Origin of the sequence: Arthrobacter sp. ES3-54 (assembly GCF_029504395.1) — a bacterium.
Classification (GTDB): domain Bacteria; phylum Actinomycetota; class Actinomycetes; order Actinomycetales; family Micrococcaceae; genus Arthrobacter.
Genome location: NZ_JAQFIF010000003.1, coordinates 260,606 through 280,694, shown reverse-complemented (window position 1 = coordinate 280,694; position 20,089 = coordinate 260,606). Strand labels below are relative to the sequence as shown.

Below are 20,089 nucleotides of genomic sequence, written 5' to 3'. Positions count from 1 at the left end.
TCAGCTGGCCTGCCAGAGCTTGAACTGCTGCTCGGTCTTCTTCAGGTTCTGCGACCACCACTTGTCGTCCCGGACCAGGATCTTGTCCGCCAGCCGGGGGCTGGTGGGAAGGGTGTCCGCGATTTCCTTCGGCAGCTTGGACAGCGCCGGGGTGTTGGCCAGAGTCAGGTTGGTGACCTTGTCGAACGCTGCGCCGGCCTCGGCGTCGTTGGACATGAAGTTCATCAACTTGAAGGCCGCTTCCTTGTTCTTGGCCCCCTTCGGCACCACGAAGTAGTCGCCGGCGAGTACGGCGTTTTCGGCGGAGAAGTTCAGCTTGGCGCCGTCGTTGCGGGCTGCGTTGATCCGGTTGTTGAAGCTGGTGGAGAGGGAGACCTCGCCGGAGGTGAGCTGCTGGATGGGCTCCTGGTTGGCGGCGTGATAGAGCAGCCGGTCCTTGCCCGGGTGCTGGCCCAGGACCCGCAGTGCCCGGTCGACGTCGAGGGGGTAGATCTTGTCGAACGGGACACCGTCGGCCAGCAGGGCGGCTTCCAGAACGGAACTGTCGGACAGCTGGTTGTAGACCGAGCGCTTGGTGTTGTATTTGCCCTGATCGAAGAACTGCGCCCAGTCCTTCGGGGCCTGCGCGTCAGAAATGACCTTCTGGTCCCACGCCATGACGAACAGGAAGCTCAGGTACTTGATGCCGTATTCGGCCTTCGCGTATCCCGGCAGGCCCTTGTCGCTGATGATGTCGTAGTCGAACTTCTCCAGCAGCCCCTCTGCCACGGCTACTTCGTACTCCGGCGCCGTGATTTCCACGAGGTCCCACTGCACGTCGCCGGACTGGACCTGGGCCTTGAGCGCGGCCAGGCTCGTGTTGGCCAGCAGCGTTGTCTGGATCCCGGACTGCTTGGAGAACGGGTCCAGGATGGTCTGGGTCAGCTGGTCGTTGTAGGAGCCGCCGTAGGAGGTGACCGTCACCGTCTTGTTCGCGGCGGCACTTTCGGCGGGCTTGGCCGCGCAGCCGGAGAGCGCCAGACCCGCGAACGGCGTCAGTGCTGCCGCCTTGAGGAGCTGCCTGCGGTCAAAGGGAGTAGAACGGAAATCTGTCATGGGGGACAGTGCCTCTCATGTACGCGGGCACGCCGAAAGAAGGCGCGCCGGATTGCGGGCGTGGTGGGGTGCGGTGCGTGTGGTTGCGTATGGCGCCGTGAAGATTTGGCGCAGTGAAGATTCAGCGCAGTGAAGAAAGAGGAAGTGACGGCGGCGGTTCGCGCACGCCATCCCTTCCGCTTGAGATCTCGGGTCCGCCCTCCGGCGGCTTTTCGGTTTCGCAACTCTAACTGTGAAGTTGCTCACTAGTCAACAGTTGTATTGCTTTAAGAAACAACGACTTTCCGCCCGGACAATCCCGACCACCCGCTCTCTGAATCCGCCCCTCCTGATCAACCGCTTGGCAATTGGTCGTCTGTCATCCCTGGGGGCGTCGGCCCGGGCCCAGCGGCAATTTCCTCAGGATATTCACAGCTTCGGAGGCTATGGCAGATGCCGCCGAAGGACTGACAATGGGAGCGATCTGATAGGAGTATTTGCCGGGCGATGGCGGCCGCGACTTACTGGAGCGTCAGTGGCAAGCGTCTTGACCAATCGAGCCGGAAGCAAGCGAACTGGTTCCGACTACTGATGGGTTGCCCGACATGATCACCCTCCGAAAACACCTACTTCCCTCGGTCCTCGCCCTCGTTCTGCTCTCTACCTCGGCCTGTACGCCCGGGACCCCGTCCGGTTCCCAATCCGACTCCCCGTCCGATTCGCCCTCCAGTGCCGCGGCGAGCACTGCCAAGCCCACCAAGTCCGCCATTCCCAGTGCTTCGGTGCCCCAGGTGGAGCCCGTCAGCGCGGTGGATGCGCGGACCGTGCTGGCGGCTTTCAAGTCCCGGAACATGGTGGGGCACATGCAGGCGCTGCAGCGCGTTGCCGATGCCAATGGCGGAAACCGCGCTTCGGGCACCTCCGGATATGAGGAGTCGGCCCGCTACGTCGAGGAGCAGCTGCGCGCGGCCGGATATGCCCCGGTGCGGCAGACCTTCACGTTCAGGGGGGATGGCCGGGGCAAGGCGCGGGTGGAGTCCTTCAACATCCTCGCCGACACCGGCGGCGATGCCGGGCACACCGTGGTGGTGGGAGCGCACCTGGACTCCGTGCAGGAGGGCCCGGGCATCAATGACAACGGCAGCGGGGTGGCGGCGGTCCTTGAGACAGCGCGGTGGATGAAGGAGGCCGGGATCAAGCCGGCCAACCGGGTCCGGTTCGCGTTCTGGGGCGGCGAGGAGGACGGGCTGTACGGGTCCCAGCACTACGTCGACGAACTCAGCCAGGCCGAGATCGGCCAGACCGCGGCGAACCTGAACGTGGACATGGCGGCCTCGCCCAACGGCGTGCGGTCCGTGCATGACGGGGACGGCACGGATTTCGGCCACGCCGGCCCGGCCGGGTCCAAGGCGATCGAGGACATCCTGTTCCGCTACTTCCAGGAGAACGCGCTGCCCGCCGAGACCACGCCCTTTGACGGCGGCTCCGACTACGACGCGTTTCTCTCGGCCGGCATTCCCGGCGGCGGGCTGTTCACCGGCGATGAGAAGAGGAAGTCCCAGGCCCAGGCGCGGTCCTTTGGCGGCGTGGCCGGCAAGGTTCTCGATCCCTGCTACCACGAGGCCTGCGACACCATCGCCAACACCAACCCGGAACTGCTCCAGGAAATGTCGGGCGCCCTGGCCTACGCCACCGTGGCCTATGCGATGGCCAAGACCGGCTAAGTGCAAAAGGTCCCCAGCGCGGCCACCTTCTGGTGAGGGGCCGAGCTGTGCGGCGGCGACCCCCGGCGAACGGGCCGGCTCGCGGCGTATTTGGCCGCGCGGCTGGCCCGGCTCAGCTGAGGTGCGTGCGCCGCGTCAGTCGTTGCGGCCGAGCGCGCGTCCGCCCAGGCGCGTGCTGATCTTGTTGGCCGCGGCTACGCATGCTTCGCCCAGGCTCTGCAGTCGCTCCCGGGAGACCCGGAACCGGGGCGCCGGGATCAGGACGGCCGCCACAATGTCGCCGCGGTGGTCGTAGACGGGGGCAGCCACGCCGACTTCGTCGATGGAGGATTCGCCGTAGTTGATGGCCCAACCGCGGCCTGTCACATCTTTGAGCTTGATCTGGTAACCATCCAGGCCGGCGTCGTCGAGTCCCGGATAGCTGATCTCTCCGCTGCGCAGCAGTGCACGGACCCTTTCGGTGGGCTCAGCGGAGAGGAAAACCTGCACGGAGGCGCTCATGGCGTCGTTATACCGCGCGCCCAGCGGGGTGGTGTGCTTGATCTGATGGCGGCTGGCGATCTGCTCCACGCACATCGACTCGGCGCCGCTCCACACCATGAGGGCGCTGGTTTCGCCGGTCTGTTCGGTGAGTTCACGCAGGACCGGGTACGCCACGCGCCGTTCTTCCAGTTCTGCCAGCAACGGTCCGGCGACGGCGATCAGTCCCAGCCCCAGCCGGAAGCGGCGGGTTTCCGGGTCCCGTTCCACCAGGTGTTCCTGTTCGAACGTGGCCAGGATCCGGGAAACGGTGCTCTTGTGCAGGCCCACCCGGTTGGCGATCTCGGTGACACCGAGCAACGGTTGGTCGGCGGTGAATGTTCGCAACACGGCGATGGCGTTGACGATGACGGAGGTGCCCTTGGTGTCGCCGTTTCCGGTGGTCTCGGGAGATTCTGCTGGGGTCATGGTGTCTACCATCATTCCGTATGGGGGCCCGAAAGCGGCGCCACGGTCGACGTGGCGCCGCCCTGCTGTCCGGGTGCGGGCCGGTCAGGCGCCCACGATGTTGTATTCCGGGCCGAACGGGAACTTCGTGATGTTTTGGGCTCCGTCCTCACCGACCACCAGGATGTCGTGCTCCCGGTAGCCGCCGGCGCCGGGCTGGCCGTCCATGACCGTGATCATGGGTTCCATGGAGACCACCATGCCCGGTTCCAGCACGGTGTCGATGTCCTCGCGGAGCTCCAGTCCGGCTTCGCGGCCGTAGTAGTGGCTCAAGACGCCGAACGAGTGTCCGTAGCCGAATGTCCGGTTGGCCAGCAGTCCGTGGCCCACGTAGATCTCGTTCAGCTCGGCGGCGATGTCCTTGCAGACGGCTCCGGGCTTGATGAGCTCGAGGCCGCGCTTATGGACTTCCACGTTGACGTTCCACAGCTCAAGGGAGCGGGCGTCCGGTTCGCCGTAGAACAGGGTGCGCTCCAGTGCGGTGTAGTAGCCGGAGGTCATAGGGAAGCAGTTCAGGGACAGGATGTCGTGCTCCTGGATCTTGCGCGTGGTGGCCCAGTTGTGGGCGCCATCGGTGTTGATGCCGGACTGGAACCACACCCAGGTGTCACGGATTTCCGAATCCGGGAACGTGCGGGCGATTTCGTGGACCATGGCTTCGGTGCCGATCAGGGCGACCTCATATTCGGTGATGCCGGCGGTGATGGCGTTGCGGATGGCTTCGCCGCCGAGGTCGCCGATGCGGGCTCCGTGCTTGATCACCTCGATCTCTTCGGTCGATTTGATCATCCGCTGGCGCATCGCGGCCTGGGCCACGTCCACCAGGGCGGCCCCTGCAAACGCCGCCTGGATCTTGTTCCGGTTGTCCAGCGGGAGCGAATCGTCTTCGACGCCGAGCCGCCGGGGGTTAACGCCGCGGGTGCGCAGCGCCTCCTGGATGGCGAAGATGTAGTTGTCGCGGCGCCAGTCCGTGTACACCACGTTGTCGCCGTAGCTGCGCCGCCACGGCATGCCGGCGTCGATGTTGGCCGTGACCGTCACAGTGTCGTCCTTGGTGACCACCATGGCGTAGGACCGGCCGAAGTACGTGAAGAGGAAGTCGGAGTAGTACTTGATGGAGTGGTAGCTGGTCAGGACGACGGCGTCCAGGTCCTTCTCGGCCATGATGAGGCGCAGTCCGCCGAGCCGGCGCTCAAATTCGGCGTTGGAAAAGGTCAGCTTTTCCTTCTGCCCGTTGTGCAGGACTTTCAGTCGCTCCAGTTCGGCGATGGACGAAGCGTTGTTGAAGGTTGCGATGGTCATGGTGGTGGTGCCTTTCTGCAGTGCTGTTCTCTGGAGGGGAAAATTGGGGCGCCGGCCGGGGCTAGTCGTGGCGCAGCGGTTCTTTGCTGGTTTCACGGGAGAGCACGACGGCGATCAGGGAGATGGCCGCGGCGCCGGCGAGGTACCAAGCCGGGGCCAGGTCATTGGCCGTTGCGGCGATCAGGAGGGTCGCCATGAACGGCGCAGTGCCGCCGAACAGCGCGTTGGAGAGATTGAAGCTGACGGCGAAGCCGCTGTAGCGGACACGGGTGGGGAACATTTCCGCGAGGAAGCTCGGGAGCGTGCCGTCATTGAGCGTGAGCATGCCGCCCAGCAGGATCTGGACCAGGACGATCACCAGGAAGTTCCCGGTGCCCAGCAGGGCGAAGGCTGGCACGGTCAGCAGGATGAAGCTCAGGGATGCGGCGATGAGTACCTTTTTACGGCCGTAGCGGTCCGAGAGCATTCCGGTCAGGAAGATGAACCCGATGTACGTCACCAGGGCGATGGTGGTGGCCAGGAAGGATTCGGCCGCGCCGAGACCGAGTTCCGAGGACAGGTACGTGGGCATGTAGCTGAGGATCACGTAGAACCCGACGGCGTTGAGCAGCACGGCTCCGACGGCCTTCAGCAGCAACCGCCAGTGGTTCCGGAAGAGGCTGGATACCGGGGCCTTGATGGCCTGGTCCTCCTCTGCCAGTTCGCGGAACACCGGGGTGTCTTCCAGCTTGGTGCGGATGTAGCGTCCGATCAGGCCCATCGGGGCGGCGAGCAGGAACGGCAGGCGCCACCCCCAGCTCTGCATCGCCTCGGCGCTGAGCATGATGGTCAGCAGACCCGCGAGCAGGGAGCCGAGCAGCAGGCCCGCGGCCGTGCTGGCCGGAACCACCGCCGCGTAGAGTCCGCGTTTGTTGGCCGGGGCGTACTCCACCAGGAAGGCGGATGCGCCGGCGTATTCGCCCGAGGCGGAGAAGCCCTGGACAACGCGCACCAGCAGGAGAAGGATCGGGGCCCAGATGCCGATGGAGTTGTACCCCGGGATTAGGGCGATGCAGAAGGTCGCCCCGGACATGATCAGGATTGACAGGGAAAGCGCAGTCCGGCGCCCCACCCGATCGCCAATGTGGCCCCAGACGAAGCCGCCAAGCGGCCGCACCAGGAACGAGATGGCGAACAGGGCGAAGGTCAGCAGAAGCGCGGTCTGGGGATTGGATTCGGGGAAGAAAACCGCGGCGATTGTTGCGGCCAGGTAGCCGTAGACGGCGTAGTCGAACCATTCGACGAAGTTCCCGATGAAACTTGCGGCGACCACCCGCCGTCGGGTCTCCCTGCTGACCACGGGATCTTGCCCGCCCGGGGCCCCACGGCCGCTCAACGTGGCCTGTCCGGAGGAAGTACTGCCATGCCCGCTATTCGACTCCGGGCTGATCGGCCCCGCAAGTGGGGCCGGGGAGGAATTTTCGTTACTCATGTGTCCACCAAATTGTTTTGGGGTTGCAATCAGTGCAACGCTGTTGCATCAGACTAGGGCGTGACGCAGGACACAGTCAATGCTTTTTTGTTTCCGTCCTTTGAATATTTCGAAGGAAACCGCCCAAACCGCGCAGTGGACACCCGCCAGGCCGCAGAAAAGTAGTTGCACTCAACGAGACGTAGTTGCACAAGTTACGCCGTGCGCGCGTCAGCTTGTGAAAAGCTTGAGCCGGGAGGTGCTGCGGTTCCGCCCATGCCGACGCGGTGGCACACTTGGTGGACTATCGAGTGGCTGGGGGATCCACGTCAGGAGATCGTCATGGGCATTTTTGTACGCGCGCGCACTTTCGGCCGGACGGCCGGCGAGCCATGATGGCCGGGTGGGCCTATCTCATGGGCGGAATCATGACCGTCGACTCGTTCCTGCTGGGATTGCTCCTGATGAACGTGAAGTGGCCAAAGCGCTGGAAGTAGACGCTCATTCCGTCCGGTGACGCGGGAAATACCTGACGCGACCGATATACGGGCGCGGTGGGTATTTTGCGTATCGCCAGACACGAAGCGCGTCCGGTAGCAGGGCCAACGCGGCTAGAGGACCTTGCGGATGGTCTCCTCGAAGCTGGTGACGTGGTGCAGGGCGAGCTCGCCGGCCCTGTCCGCGTCGCCCTCGGCCACCGCCTTGAGCAGGTCCACGTGCTCGGTGATGTGGCCGCTGACCGAGGGGACCTTGTCCAGGACCAGGCACCAGATGCGCGTGGCCAGGTTGTCGTAGCGGATCAGCGTGTCCTCCAGGTGCGGGTTGGCCGCGGCCCGGTAGATCAGACGGTGCACCGTCAGGTCGTAGCGCATCAGCTCCCGGGACTCGGCGGGATTCGGCGCCAGTTCCGCGATGGTCTTGGCGACATCCAGCAGTTCGCGGCGCATGGCGGCGTTAGCCCGCGTTGCCGCCCGCCGCGCCGCCAGCGGTTCCAGCAGTTCCCGGATTTCCGAGACATCGGCTAGTTCCGTGAAGTCCACAGTGGTGGCAAAGGTTCCCCGGCGCGGATAGGAAACCACCAGATGGTCCACTTCCAGCCGCTTGATCGCCTCGCGCACGGGAGTGCGACCGAAGCCGAGCTCCGCGGCCAGCTGCCCGTCATTGATGGGTTCGCCCGGCCGGATTTCGAGCATGATCAGTTTGTCGCGCAACTGCCTGTACGCGGCCTCCGCCTGGGAGAGGGCTTCGTTCTCTGCGGGCGGCAGGACAGTGAGTGCATTCACAGCTCGGCTCCGTTTCTGGGATTTCAACCGGAAGCTTGGTTCCACTTGGCTCCGGCTATTGACTCTGGTGTGATCTCAATCATACCATTGTTCACACACTGATATATCAGTCATAGCAATAGTGGTATTTCAAAGGAGCAACCGTGGTTGAGCAGTTGAACGAGCGACTTTCCGGAGTCGATCCCGAGGTGGAACAGGCCGTGGCGCGCGAACTGAAGCGCCAGCAGTCCACTCTCGAAATGATTGCGTCCGAGAACTTCGCCCCCGCCGGGGTCATGGAGGCACAGGGTTCGGTGCTGACCAACAAATACGCCGAGGGCTACCCGGGCAAGCGCTACTACGGCGGCTGCGAGCACGTCGATGTGATCGAACAGCTCGCCATCGACCGGGTCAAGGCCCTGTTCGGCGCCGAATACGCCAACGTGCAGCCCCACTCCGGCGCGCAGGCCAACGCCGCCGCCATGTTCGCCCTCCTGGAACCGGGCGACACCATCATGGGCCTGGCCCTGGCGCACGGCGGCCACCTCACCCACGGGATGAAGATCAATTTCTCCGGCAAGCTCTACAACGTGGTCCCGTACCACGTGAGCGAGCACAACCACCTGGTGGACATGGCCGAGGTCGAGGCCCTGGCCCTTGAGCACAGGCCCAAGATGATCGTGGCCGGATGGTCCGCCTACTCCCGGCAGCTGAACTTCGCCGAGTTCCGCCGGATCGCCGACCTCGTGGGCGCTTACCTCATGGTGGACATGGCGCACTTCGCCGGTCTGGTCGCCGCGGGGCTGCACCCGAACCCTGTCCCCTACGCCGACGTCGTCACCACCACCACGCACAAGACCCTTGGCGGCCCGCGCGGCGGCGTGATCCTGGGCAAGGCGGAGTACGCGCGCAAGATCAACAGCGCCGTGTTCCCCGGCCAGCAGGGCGGTCCGCTGGAGCACGTGATCGCGGCCAAGGCCGTGGCCTTCAAGATTGCGGCGTCCCCCGAGTTCAAGGAACGCCAGGAACGCACGCTCGAAGGCGCCGGGATTCTCGCGTCCCGGCTCCTGAAGGACGACGTCGCAGCGGCCGGGATCTCCGTGGTCAACGGAGGCACGGATGTGCACCTGGTGCTGGTGGACCTGCGGGACTCGGAACTGGACGGGCAGCAGGCCGAAGACAGGCTCCACCGGATCGGCATCACCGTCAACCGCAACGCCGTCCCGTTCGATCCCCGCCCGCCCATGGTGTCCTCCGGCCTGCGGATCGGCACGCCCGCCCTGGCCACCCGCGGCTTCGGTGCCGCGGAGTTCACTGAAGTGGCGGACATCATCGCCACCGCCCTCATCTCACAGGCGCCCGGGGACGAACTCAGCGAGCAAACCGCCGCTGAACTGCGCGGACGCGTCAGCGCCCTTGCGGACCAATTCCCGCTTTACCCGCATCTCGGCACCAGCACAGCGGCAACCGAGCTTGAGGCAGAACTGATTGGAGCAGCACGATGACCACCGAACACCTGCCCGAGCACCCGGACTTCCTCTGGCGCAATCCGGACCCCAAGTCCTCCTACGACGCCGTGATTGTGGGCGGCGGCGGACATGGACTGGCGACGGCGTATTACCTGGCAAAGAACCACGGGATGACCAACATCGCCATCCTGGAAAAAGGCTGGCTGGCCGGCGGCAACATGGCCCGGAACACCACCATCATCCGCTCCAACTACCTCTGGGACGAGAGCGCGGCGATCTACGAGCACGCCCTGAAGCTGTGGGAGATCCTGCCGGAAGAACTCGAATACGACTTCCTGTTCAGCCAGCGCGGGGTCATGAACCTGGCCCACACCCTGGGCGACGTCCGCGAAAGCGTCCGCCGCGTCGGCGCCAACAAGCTCAACGGCGTCGACGCCGAGTGGCTGGACCCGCAGCAGGTCAAGGAACTCTGCCCCATCCTGAACATCAACGACAACATCCGCTACCCGGTGATGGGGGCCACCTACCAGCCGCGCGCCGGCATCGCCAAGCACGACCACGTCGCCTGGGCGTTCGCCCGCAAATGCGATGAGCTCGGCGTGGACATCATCCAGAACTGCGAAGTCACCGGCTTCGTGAAGGACGGAAACAAGGTGGTGGGCGTCAAGACCAACCGCGGCACCATCAACACCGAAAAAGTCGGCCTCTGCGCCGCCGGGCACAGCTCGGTGCTGGCGGAAATGGCCGGGTTTCGGCTCCCCATCCAGTCCCACCCCCTCCAGGCACTGGTGTCCGAGCTCCACGAGCCTGTCCACCCCACCGTGGTCATGTCCAACCACGTCCACGTCTACGTCTCCCAGGCGCACAAGGGTGAACTGGTCATGGGCGCCGGCGTGGACTCGTACAACGGCTACGGCCAGCGCGGATCGTTCCATGTGATCGAGCACCAGATGGCCGCCGCCGTCGAACTCTTCCCGATCTTCGCCCGGGCCCACGTGCTCCGGACGTGGGGCGGAATCGTGGACACCACCTTGGATGCCTCCCCGATCGTGGGCACCACCCCGGTGGAAAACATGTTCGTCAACTGCGGCTGGGGAACCGGCGGATTCAAGGGCACACCGGCGGCCGGACTGACGTTCGCGCACACGATCGCCACCGGAACACCGCACAAACTCAACCAGCCCTTCGCCCTCGAGCGCTTCGAAACCGGCGCCCTGATCGATGAACACGGCGCCGCCGCCGTGGCCCACTAGAAAGAGGTACGGACATGCTCCTGATTCCCTGCCCCAACTGCGGTCCCCGCGACGAGACCGAATTCCACTACGGCGGCCAGGCCCACGTGCCCTACCCCGAAAACCCGGCAGATCTCACGGACCGCGAATGGGCCGAGTACCTGTTCTACCGCGACAACACCAAGGGCGCCTTCGCGGAACGCTGGCAGCACAGCACCGGGTGCCGGCAATGGTTCAACATGCTCCGCGACACCGTCACCTACGACATCCAGGCCGTCTACCCGATGGGCCAACTCCGCCCCGCCACGGGAACCACAGCCCCCACCGTCACCAGCCCCGTTTCCCCGGAAGGAGCAGTCAAATGACCGCTCAGCCGCAGCCCACGCGTCTTAGCACCGGCGGACGCATCGACCGCAGCGTCACTTGGCGCTTCACCCTGGACGGCCGTGAGTACACGGGCCACCCCGGCGACACCCTCGCCTCCGCGCTGCTGGCGAACGGCCGGCTGCAGGCAGGCAACTCCCTCTACGAGGACCGGCCCCGCGGCATCATGTCCGCTGGCGTGGAGGAATCCAACGCCCTCGTCAAGATCGCCGCCCGGTTCCCGGGCCACGTGGCCGAATCCATGCTCCCCGCAACCACGGTGTCCCTCGTGGACGGCCTCAGCGCCGAATACCTCAGCGGACTGGGAAAGCTGGACCCGGACGAGGACCGCGCCGAATACGACAAGAAGTACGTCCACACCGACGTCCTCGTGGTGGGCGGCGGGCCCGCAGGCCTGGCCGCAGCGCGGCAGGCCGTCCGCGCCGGCGCCCGGGTCATCCTCATTGACGACCAGCCCGAGCTCGGCGGCTCGCTGCTGTCCGGATCCACCGATCCGGCCCTCGCGGAGAGCATCGAAGGCCAGCCCGCCTTGGACTGGGTGGCCAATGTTGAAGCCGAACTGATCTCCGCGGCCGAGTGCACGGTGCTGAACCGCACCACCGCCTTCGGCTCCTACGATTCCAACTACGTCATTGCGGCCCAGAACCGGACCGACCACCTCCTGACCCCGGCCGCGCCCGGCGTTTCCCGCCAGCGGATCTGGCACATCCGGGCCGCCCAGGTCATCCTGGCCCCGGGCGCCCACGAACGCCCGCTGGTCTTCGAAAACAACGACCGCCCCGGCATCATGCTCGCCTCCGCGGTCCGCACCTACCTCAACCGCTACGCCGTGGCCGCCGGCTCCCGGGTGGTCATCAGCACCACCAACGACAGCGCCTACGCCCTGGCCGCCGACCTCCGCGCCGCCGGCATCGCCGTCGAAGCCGTCGTGGACGCCCGTCCGCAGTTGAGCGAAACGGCCTCGGCAGCCGCCGCGGCCGGAACGCGCGTGCTGATCGGCAGCGCCGTCGCAAACACCACCGCTGCTCTGTCCGGCGACGGCAGGCTCCTCGGCGTCACCGTCCGGAGCATCAACGACGCCGGCGAACTCACCTCGGGCATCGAACAGATCGCCTGCGACCTGCTCGCCGTTTCCGGTGGCTGGTCACCGGTGGTACACCTGCACTCCCAGCGCCAGGGCAGGCTCCGCTGGGACGACGACCTCGCCGCCTTCGTCCCCAACAGCGTGGTTCCCAACCAGCAGGTGGCAGGCTCCGGCCGCGGCAGTTTCGCCCTCGGCGACTGCGTGGCCGAAGGCATCTCCGCCGGGGCCGCGGCAGTCATCGCCGCGGGCTTCGACTCCGACGCGGTCTCCGATGTAAAGCCGGTTGCGCCGACGCCGCCGCGCGCCTCCTCCCCCACCCGCCAGCTCTGGCTGGTCCCCGGTGAACAGGGCGGCCCGGAGGACTGGCACCACCACTTCGTGGACTTCCAGCGCGACCAGTCAGTGGCCGACGTCCTCCGCTCCACCGGGGCCGGCATGCGCTCGGTGGAACACGTCAAGCGCTACACCTCGATCAGCACCGCGAACGACCAGGGCAAGACCTCCGGGGTGAACGCGATCGGCGTCATCGCGGCAGCCCTCAAGCACGGCGGCGGAGAAACGGTTGGAGTAGGGGAAATCGGGACCACCGCGTACCGCGCCCCCTTCACCCCCGTGGCATTCGCAGCGCTGGCCGGACGCCAGCGCGGCGAACTCTTCGACCCTGCCCGGCTCACGTCGATCCACCCGTGGCACGTCGCCCAAGGCGCCCTCTTCGAAGACGTCGGCCAATGGAAGCGGCCCTGGTACTACCCGCAGGACGGCGAGGACATGGACACCGCGGTCCTGCGCGAATGCGCCGCCGTCCGGGAGTCCGTGGGCTTCATGGACGCCACCACCCTGGGCAAGATCGAGATCCGCGGCAAGGACGCGGGCGAGTTCCTGAACCGCATCTACACCAACGCGTTCAAGAAACTGGCCCCGGGCTCGGCCCGCTACGGCGTCATGTGCACCCCGGACGGGATGATCTTCGACGACGGCGTCACGCTCCGACTGGACGAGGACCGGTTCTTCATGACCACCACCACCGGCGGTGCAGCGAAGGTCCTGGACTGGCTGGAGGAATGGCTGCAGACCGAGTGGCCCGACTTGGACGTGCACTGCACCTCCGTCACGGAGCAGTGGTCCACCATCGCCGTCGTCGGACCGAAATCCCGCGCCGTTCTAGCCAAAGTGGCTCCGGAACTGGCAGCCGACGGCGGCCTGGAGGCCGAGGCTTTCCCGTTCATGACGTTCCGGGAGACCACCCTGGCCTCCGGTGTCCAGGCCCGGGTCTGCCGGATCTCGTTCTCCGGTGAGCTGGCCTACGAAATCAACGTGCCGTCCTGGTACGGGCTGAGCACCTGGGAAGCCGTGGAGGCGGCAGGCGCGGAGTTCAGCATCACCCCGTACGGCACCGAGACCATGCACGTGCTGCGTGCGGAGAAGGGGTACCCGATCGTCGGCCAGGACACCGACGGGACCGTCACCCCGCAGGACGCCGGCATGGAATGGGTGGTGTCCAAGGTCAAGGACTTCATCGGCAAACGCTCCTACACCCGCAAGGACGCCGGCCGCACCGACCGGAAACACCTGGTCAGTGTCCTCCCCGTGGACGGCAGCATCCGGCTCCCCGAAGGCACCCAGTTGGTGGAGCAGGGCATCACCGTCAACCCCGCCTACGGCCCCGTGCCCATGCAGGGGTTCGTGACCTCGAGCTACCACAGTGCGGCGCTGGGCAGGTCTTTCGCCCTGGCCCTGATCAAGAACGGCCGCAACCGCATCGGCGAAACCCTGGTAGCCGCCGCCGGCGACCTGCTGGTGGACGTCGTCGTCGCAGAAACCGTACTTTTTGACTCTGAAGGGACCCGCAAAGATGGCTGACACTGCAGCACTCGAAAATTCCAAGAAGATCCAGACCCTCCGGACCAGTCCGGCGTCGCTCCTGTGGGCAGCTTTTGAAGCCGGGTCCGTCGCGGGCGCGGTGGAGCTGCGCGAGGTGCCGTTCCTGACCATGGCCGGGATTCGGGTCGATCCCGGCGGCGATGCCGGGAAGCGGCTGGGCAAACGCACGGGAGGCCTTCCCGCCGCTTCCGGGGAGGTCCGCAGCATCGGCGACACCGCGGCGCTGTGGCTGGGCCCGGCAGAATTCCTGCTGGTGGCACCGGCAGAATCCCATGACAGCCTCGGCGGCGAGATTCCCCGGGCGCTCACCGACGCACTCGGCGACGCCGAGGGCCAGGTGGTGGACCTCTCCGCCAACCGCACCACGCTAGAACTCTCCGGTCCCCGGGCGCGGGCCGTTCTGGAGAAGGGCTGCGCCCTGGACCTGCATCCCCGCGTCTTCACGGCCGGCACGGCCCTGTCCACGGAAATCGGCGGCATCCCGGCGATCCTGTGGAAGACCGCGGAGGAGACCTACCGGATCTTCCCGCGGGCATCCTTTGCGGAGTTCCTGGGCCGCTGGCTCCTTGATGCCATGCGCGAATTTGCGTCCACCGAGGTCCCCTGATGGCACTTAGCGTCCTGGACTTGTTCTCTGTTGGCATCGGGCCGTCCTCCTCCCACACGGTCGGCCCGATGCGGGCGGCCAAGCTCTTCGCCGACGGGCTCAAGAGTGACGGCCAACTCAGCTCGACTACCAGAGTGCAGGCCGAACTGTTCGGGTCGCTGGGTGCGACCGGACGGGGACACGGTTCGGACAAGGCTGTGGTCCTGGGCCTTCAGGGCCAGGACCCCGAGACCGTGGACACAGGCACGGCGGATGACCAGGTGGCGGCTGCGGCCCTGGATGCGGAGCTGCAGCTCGCCGGCCACCACCGGGTGGCCTTCAACTGGGACGAGGACGTCGTCCTGCACCGCCGCAGGTCGCTGCCGGCCCACCCCAACGGCATGACCTTCCGGGCACTGGACCACACCGGCGACGTCCTCAGCGAACGGAGCTTCTATTCCATTGGCGGCGGCTTTGTTGTGGACGGCAGTGCCCAGGGCGTGGACCAGGTGGTGGCAGACGACACCGTGCTGCTCTACCCCTTCACCACGGCCAACGAGCTCCTGGAAATTTGCCGCCGCGAGCAGATGTCCATATCCGACGTCATGCTGGCCAACGAACTCGTCTGGCGCAGCGAGGCCGAACTCCGGGAAAAACTCCTGGGACTGTGGGCGGTCATGCGCCAATGCGTGGACAACGGCTGCGCTGCCGAGGGCATCCTGCCCGGCGGGCTGAACGTCAAACGCCGCGCCCCGTCCCTGTTCCGGACGCTGGCAGCATCCGCCGTCAGCGCCGAGGCGGATGCCCGGAACCCTTCGCTTGTCCGAGTGCCCGCTGATCCACTGCTCGCCATGGAATGGGTGAACCTCTTCGCGCTGGCCGTCAACGAGGAAAACGCCGCGGGGGGCCGGATTGTCACTGCTCCCACTAACGGCGCTGCAGGCATTGTGCCGGCCGTGCTGCACTATTACGTCAAGTTTGTCCCCGGAGCCAACGACGACGGCGTCATCCGCTTCCTTCTTACAGCGGCTGCCGTCGGGATCCTCTTCAAGATCAATGCCTCCATCTCCGGGGCAGAGGTGGGCTGCCAGGGCGAAGTCGGATCGGCCTGTTCCATGGCGGCGGCGGGACTCTGCGAAGTGCTGGGCGGCACCCCGGAACAGGTGGAAAACGCCGCCGAAGTCGGCATCGAACACAACCTTGGGCTGACCTGCGACCCAGTCGGCGGGCTCGTGCAGATCCCCTGCATCGAACGCAACGCCATCGCCAGCGTCAAAGCCATCAACGCCGCCCGCCTGTGCCTCCACGGCGACGGCAGCCACAAAGTCTCGCTAGACAAGGCCATCAAGACCATGCGTGAAACAGGAGCCGACATGAAAACCAAGTACAAGGAAACCTCCCGCGGGGGCCTCGCCGTGAACGTCGTGGAGTGCTGACCATGGCCGAGGACAAGACACCGGCCACCGTGGAGCACGTCCTGACCCTGGACTGCCCGGAAACGCGCGGGATCGTCCACGCCGTTTCGGGATTCCTGCTGGACCAGGGCTGCGACATCCTGGAAAGCAAACAGTTCGATTCACAGCTGGACGGCCACTTCTTCATGCGGCTCCATTTCGAATCGGCCGGAGACCAAACCACCCTGGATGTGCTCAGGGACGCGTTTGTGCCAGTCGCCGAAAAATTCGGCATGCGCTGGGATCTGCGGCGGCACGCGACCAAACGGCGGGTCTTGATCATGGTCTCGAAATTCGAGCACTGCCTCAACGACCTGCTGTACCGGGCACGCACCGGTGAACTGCCCATCGAGATCGTCGGCGTCGTCTCGAACCATCCCGATCACCGGCGGACCGTCGAATGGCACGGAATCCCCTTCTTCCACGTGCCCGTCACCCCGGACTCCAAGCCTGCGGCCGAACAGCGGCTCCTGGAACTGATTGAGCGGATGGACGTGGAACTGGTGGTCCTGGCCCGTTACATGCAGGTCCTCAGCGACAACCTCACCCGCCAGCTGGATGGCCGCGCCATCAACATCCACCACTCCTTCCTGCCCAGTTTCAAGGGCGCGAAGCCGTACCACCAGGCGCACGCCCGGGGCGTGAAGACAGTCGGTGCCACCGCCCACTATGTCAACGCGGAGCTGGACGAAGGGCCGATCATCTCCCAGCAGGTGGTGGAGGTGGACCATACCTTCGGCCCGGACGATCTCGTGGCCGCCGGACGCGATACCGAATGCAAGGCACTCTCCAACGCCGTCCGCTGGCACTGCGAGGGACGCGTCATCCTCCAAGGCAACAGGACCGTAGTGCTGCGTTAGGTTCGGCACGGCGTCGGCTCCGGCACGCGGCCGGCCCGGTGCCGGGCCGCCGCGGCCGGCTGCCCGCGTGAGGACCTGCCACGCTAGTCTTCAACTAGCTGTACCTGTCCGCTAGCGCCCGGCCACACAGAAACCAGGCACCATGATCCTTACCCTCGAGGACCGCGAAGCCGCTGCCGCTCCTGCCTACCTCCTGCGGGGCACCCTCCTGAGCGACGGTGCCGTCACGCCGGACTCCGTGGTGGCGGTGAAAGACGGCCGGATCGCCTACGCGGGACCCGGCGGCGGCTTTGACGCCGGGCACTTCCCGGGGGCGGAGGAGCTCCCACTGCCGCATGGCAGTTCCCTGCTTCCCGGGCTTGTTGACCTCCACTGCCATGGCGCCGCGGGCGGCGGATTCCCAACCGGCGATGACCGGGCCTGCCGGGAGGCAGTGGACTTCCTGCACCGCAACGGGACCACCACCCTGCTGGCCAGCCTGGTCACGGCCCCGGGCGATGAGCTGGTGCGATCGCTCGGCGTGCTCAAGATCCTGGCGGCTGAGGGACTGATCGCAGGCGTCCATTCCGAGGGGCCCTTCCTCTCCTCTGCCCGCTGCGGCGCGCAGAACCCCCGCTGGCTCCGGGATCCCGATCCTGAACTGCTCCGGCACCTGCTGGCGGCCGCCGGCGGAGCCCTGCAGACTATGACTTATGCCCCCGAACTGCCCGGCGCCAGTGAACTGCTCCGGATTCTCACGGACCACGGCGTCATCCCCTCGCTGGGGCATACCGATGCCGATGCCCGCGTGGCGGCCGCCTCGCTGGCGGAGGCCGCGGAGCTCATCGGCAGGGCCGCGGCGGGTGGGGCCTTCGGGCCACAGGCCCGGCCCACAGTGACCCATCTGTTCAACGGCATGCCTCCCCTGCACCACCGGCGTCCCGGACCCGTCGCCGCGTGCCTGCGGCTGGCGGCGGCCGGCACGGTTGTGGTCGAACTCGTCGGCGACGGCGTCCACCTCGACCCGGAGACGGTCCGGATGGTGTTTGACCTGGTCGGAGCCGAGGGCATCGCGCTGGTGACGGACTCCATGGCGGCAACGGGGCTGGCCGACGGCGACTATGAACTCGGCAGCTCGGAGGTTGTGGTGCACGACGGCGTGGCTACCCTGAGGAGCAACGGCGCCCTTGCCGGGGGCACGGCGACCCTGCTGGAGGTTGTCCGCGCCAGCATCGCGGCGGGCGTGAGCCCTGCCGATGCCGTCATGGCGGCGACCCTGGTCCCGGCCCGTGTCTTGGGCCTGGAAACCGAGATCGGCGGCCTCCGGGCCGGAATGCGCGCCGATGTCATCGCCGTTGACCCGGGCTTCGAACTCGTGACCGTCTTGCGCGGCGGACGGATCCTGCCGGAACGCCGGCGCGTCGCGCTTTAGCACCTAGATCCGGTGGCGCCGGCGGCGCTTGCGGAAGTTTCGAGCCGTCCGGTTTGTTGTTCTGATTGTGGGCACAAATAATTTCCGGAAAGGAGCCCGCCATGATCCGCATCGCTATCGTGCTCGGGAGCACCCGGCCCGGACGCCTCGGAAAGGCGGTCGCCGACTGGGTAGGTTCCCGGGCATCAGAGCGCGGCGATGCCACCTTTGACGTCCTCGACGTCGCCGATTTCGATCTGCCGCTTCTCGACGAGCCACTGCCGCCATCCCTGGGCCGGTACAGCCTCGGGCACACCAAGGCCTGGTCCGAAGCTGTCGACGGATTCGACGGCTACATCTTCGTCACGGGCGAGTACAACCACTCGATTCCCGGGGCGCTGAAAAACGCCGTGGACTACCTCTACAAGGAGTGGAACAACAAGGCGGCCGGGTTTGTCAGCTACGGAAGCAGCGGCGGCATCCGCGCCGTGGAACACTTCCGCGGAGTTGCCGCAGAGCTGCAGATGGCGGACGTCCGGGCCCAGGTTGCGCTGCCATTGGCCACGGAGTTCGCGAATTACCGCACCTTCATCCCGACGGCGGCCGCGGAGACTAGTCTGCAGACCGTGTTTGACCAAGTGATCGCCTGGGCCGGCGCGCTGAAGATCCTCCGCCCGGACCACGCCCACGGGAAAGAAGACGCCAGCGCCGCCTAACTGCTGCCCAGGCGGAACGCGGTTTGCCGGGGCGAAGTCCGCCTAGGCCGGGGTCTCCGTCCTGCGCCGCCGCCGACGGACGGGAGGTTTGTCCGCGCCGTGCGTTGCCGCGGCATAGGGACTGGGCTGGGGTTCTTTCTGGACCTGAACGGAATCGGGCACGAGGACATGGACCGTGCCGCCGGCGGATTCCCGCGTAGCTCCGCCCGCGACGCTCCGAAGATAGTCAAGCGCTCCCTCTTCACTGAGTCCGTACTCCCGCACCAGCGTCCGCAATGCCAAGCCGGCCAGCGCCCGGGAGAGCTGCGCCGAGGAGAGATCGGCGCTGCTCCCGGACCTCAGCGACAGCTGCTGGACCAAACGCAGTGCCCGGGACAGGTGGCGGGCCAGCCGAGACGCTGCGGTGATGTCTGCGCTGGTGAAGACGTGCGGCCAGGGCGCGTACAAGTTCACCGCGGCATGAAATACCGATTGTGGGATCAGCGGAACGGACACGAGGGACCGGACTCCGAAGGCTGCGGCGGCGGCGGCGTACCCGGGCCAGCGGCGCTCCAGGGAAGTGTCGCCCACAAACACAAATTCACCGCTACGGACGGCCGTGCGGGCCGGTCCGTCGTCGAAGGATCGCTGCGCCTCATCCGCGGCCCGCGCCGGTGCGCTGCCCGCGGTCAGGGTGAGGGCCTCTGCGGACCCAAGCAGGGTGATTGCCCAGCTGATCCCGCGGCCGGGACCACCGATGTCGTCGACAAACTCGCTCATGGCCTCGCTGAGGAAGGCACCGACATCCGGGTCGTTGAAGTGCAGCTCCCAGAAGGAGGCATGACGATCCTGCCGGCCGTCTCTTGCAGTTCCTTGGGTCATGTTTCACGCTCGAGATCAAAGCACGCAGCTCACTGCTGAACCGATGAAAACAGCATACGTCCGGGCGGACACCGCCGCGCCACCCATCTGTCATTGCCGGAGATGCCGCCGATTAACGCGAGGTCCCGGCCCGTTCCGGTGGGCTGTTCCCGTCAGGCTGTCCGGCGAGCTTGTTCCGGTGAGCCGTTCCGGTCACAGCGGCAAACCGCGCCAGCCCCGCGGCGGTCCAGGGAGGTTCCAACGTCCCTCCCTGGACCGCCCGCCCCGGCTTCAACACCAGTCGCGGAGGACCCGTCCGCCGTGGCACAACCATATATACCCGCGTTCGCCCGGTCCCAAAAGAGCCATTTGGCCTATCCGGGCTGGCCTTGGA

16 protein-coding genes are annotated in these 20,089 nt (G+C 66.3%); 10 read left to right on the top strand and 6 right to left on the bottom strand.

Annotated features, from left to right (window positions below; all coding sequences use genetic code 11):
* Positions 1–1,095 (bottom strand): extracellular solute-binding protein, encoded by a 1,095-nt coding sequence (locus M2428_RS07190; protein ID WP_277525159.1) that lies wholly within the window; start codon positions 1,093–1,095, stop codon positions 1–3.
* A gap of 584 nt (positions 1,096–1,679) precedes the next feature.
* On the opposite strand from M2428_RS07190, the gene M2428_RS07185 reads away from it, so the two are divergent.
* Positions 1,680–2,798 (top strand): M28 family metallopeptidase, encoded by a 1,119-nt coding sequence (locus M2428_RS07185; RefSeq protein ID WP_277525157.1) that lies wholly within the window; start codon positions 1,680–1,682, stop codon positions 2,796–2,798.
* Positions 2,799–2,933: 135 nt separating this feature from the next.
* Here M2428_RS07185 and M2428_RS07180 read toward each other — a convergent pair whose 3' ends face one another.
* The 4 genes from M2428_RS07180 to M2428_RS07165 all read right to left on the bottom strand — a co-directional run bounded on the left by M2428_RS07180 (position 2,934) and on the right by M2428_RS07165 (position 7,820).
* Complete coding sequence (locus M2428_RS07180) at positions 2,934–3,746, bottom strand: IclR family transcriptional regulator (RefSeq protein ID WP_277525155.1); 813 nt, start codon at positions 3,744–3,746, stop codon at positions 2,934–2,936.
* Positions 3,747–3,830: 84 nt separating this feature from the next.
* Positions 3,831–5,087: an aminopeptidase P family protein gene (locus tag M2428_RS07175; protein ID WP_277525154.1), complete on the bottom strand. Its 1,257-nt coding sequence runs from the start codon at positions 5,085–5,087 to the stop codon at positions 3,831–3,833.
* 61 nt (positions 5,088–5,148) lie between these two features.
* Positions 5,149–6,558: an MFS transporter gene (locus tag M2428_RS07170; protein WP_277525153.1), complete on the bottom strand. Its 1,410-nt coding sequence runs from the start codon at positions 6,556–6,558 to the stop codon at positions 5,149–5,151.
* Between the two features lie 590 nt (positions 6,559–7,148).
* Positions 7,149–7,820, bottom strand: a complete 672-nt coding sequence (locus tag M2428_RS07165) for a GntR family transcriptional regulator (protein ID WP_277525151.1) — start codon at positions 7,818–7,820, stop codon at positions 7,149–7,151.
* A gap of 143 nt (positions 7,821–7,963) precedes the next feature.
* On the opposite strand from M2428_RS07165, the gene glyA reads away from it, so the two are divergent.
* The 9 genes from glyA to M2428_RS07120 all read left to right on the top strand — a co-directional run bounded on the left by glyA (position 7,964) and on the right by M2428_RS07120 (position 18,855).
* A complete protein-coding gene (gene glyA, locus M2428_RS07160) occupies positions 7,964–9,304 on the top strand; it encodes a serine hydroxymethyltransferase (protein ID WP_277525149.1) in 1,341 nt (446 codons plus the stop codon).
* The gene (locus M2428_RS07155; protein ID WP_277525147.1) at positions 9,301–10,521 is read left to right on the top strand and encodes a sarcosine oxidase subunit beta family protein; all 1,221 of its coding nucleotides are present in this window, start codon (positions 9,301–9,303) and stop codon (positions 10,519–10,521) included. Before glyA ends, M2428_RS07155 begins: the two co-directional genes overlap by 4 nt.
* Before the next feature lie 14 nt (positions 10,522–10,535).
* Positions 10,536–10,865 (top strand): sarcosine oxidase subunit delta, encoded by a 330-nt coding sequence (locus tag M2428_RS07150; protein WP_277525145.1) that lies wholly within the window; start codon positions 10,536–10,538, stop codon positions 10,863–10,865.
* Positions 10,862–13,828: a 2Fe-2S iron-sulfur cluster-binding protein gene (locus M2428_RS07145; RefSeq protein WP_277525144.1), complete on the top strand. Its 2,967-nt coding sequence runs from the start codon at positions 10,862–10,864 to the stop codon at positions 13,826–13,828. Before M2428_RS07150 ends, M2428_RS07145 begins: the two co-directional genes overlap by 4 nt.
* A complete protein-coding gene (locus tag M2428_RS07140; protein WP_277525142.1) occupies positions 13,821–14,456 on the top strand; it encodes a sarcosine oxidase subunit gamma family protein in 636 nt (211 codons plus the stop codon). Before M2428_RS07145 ends, M2428_RS07140 begins: the two co-directional genes overlap by 8 nt.
* Positions 14,456–15,871, top strand: a complete 1,416-nt coding sequence (locus M2428_RS07135; protein ID WP_277525140.1) for an L-serine ammonia-lyase — start codon at positions 14,456–14,458, stop codon at positions 15,869–15,871. The genes M2428_RS07140 and M2428_RS07135 overlap by 1 nt, the downstream gene beginning before the upstream one ends.
* A 2-nt stretch (positions 15,872–15,873) precedes the next feature.
* Positions 15,874–16,749 carry a formyltetrahydrofolate deformylase gene (gene purU, locus M2428_RS07130; protein ID WP_277525139.1) on the top strand — a complete coding sequence of 292 codons (876 nt, stop codon included), beginning with the start codon at positions 15,874–15,876 and terminating at the stop codon, positions 16,747–16,749.
* 142 nt (positions 16,750–16,891) lie between these two features.
* A complete protein-coding gene (locus M2428_RS07125) occupies positions 16,892–18,160 on the top strand; it encodes an amidohydrolase family protein (protein ID WP_277525137.1) in 1,269 nt (422 codons plus the stop codon).
* A gap of 101 nt (positions 18,161–18,261) precedes the next feature.
* Positions 18,262–18,855, top strand: a complete 594-nt coding sequence (locus tag M2428_RS07120; RefSeq protein WP_277525134.1) for an NAD(P)H-dependent oxidoreductase — start codon at positions 18,262–18,264, stop codon at positions 18,853–18,855.
* Positions 18,856–18,897: 42 nt separating this feature from the next.
* On the opposite strand, the gene M2428_RS07115 is transcribed toward M2428_RS07120, so the two are convergent.
* Complete coding sequence (locus M2428_RS07115; RefSeq protein ID WP_277525130.1) at positions 18,898–19,716, bottom strand: GAF domain-containing protein; 819 nt, start codon at positions 19,714–19,716, stop codon at positions 18,898–18,900.
* Positions 19,717–20,089: the final 373 nt, after the last annotated feature.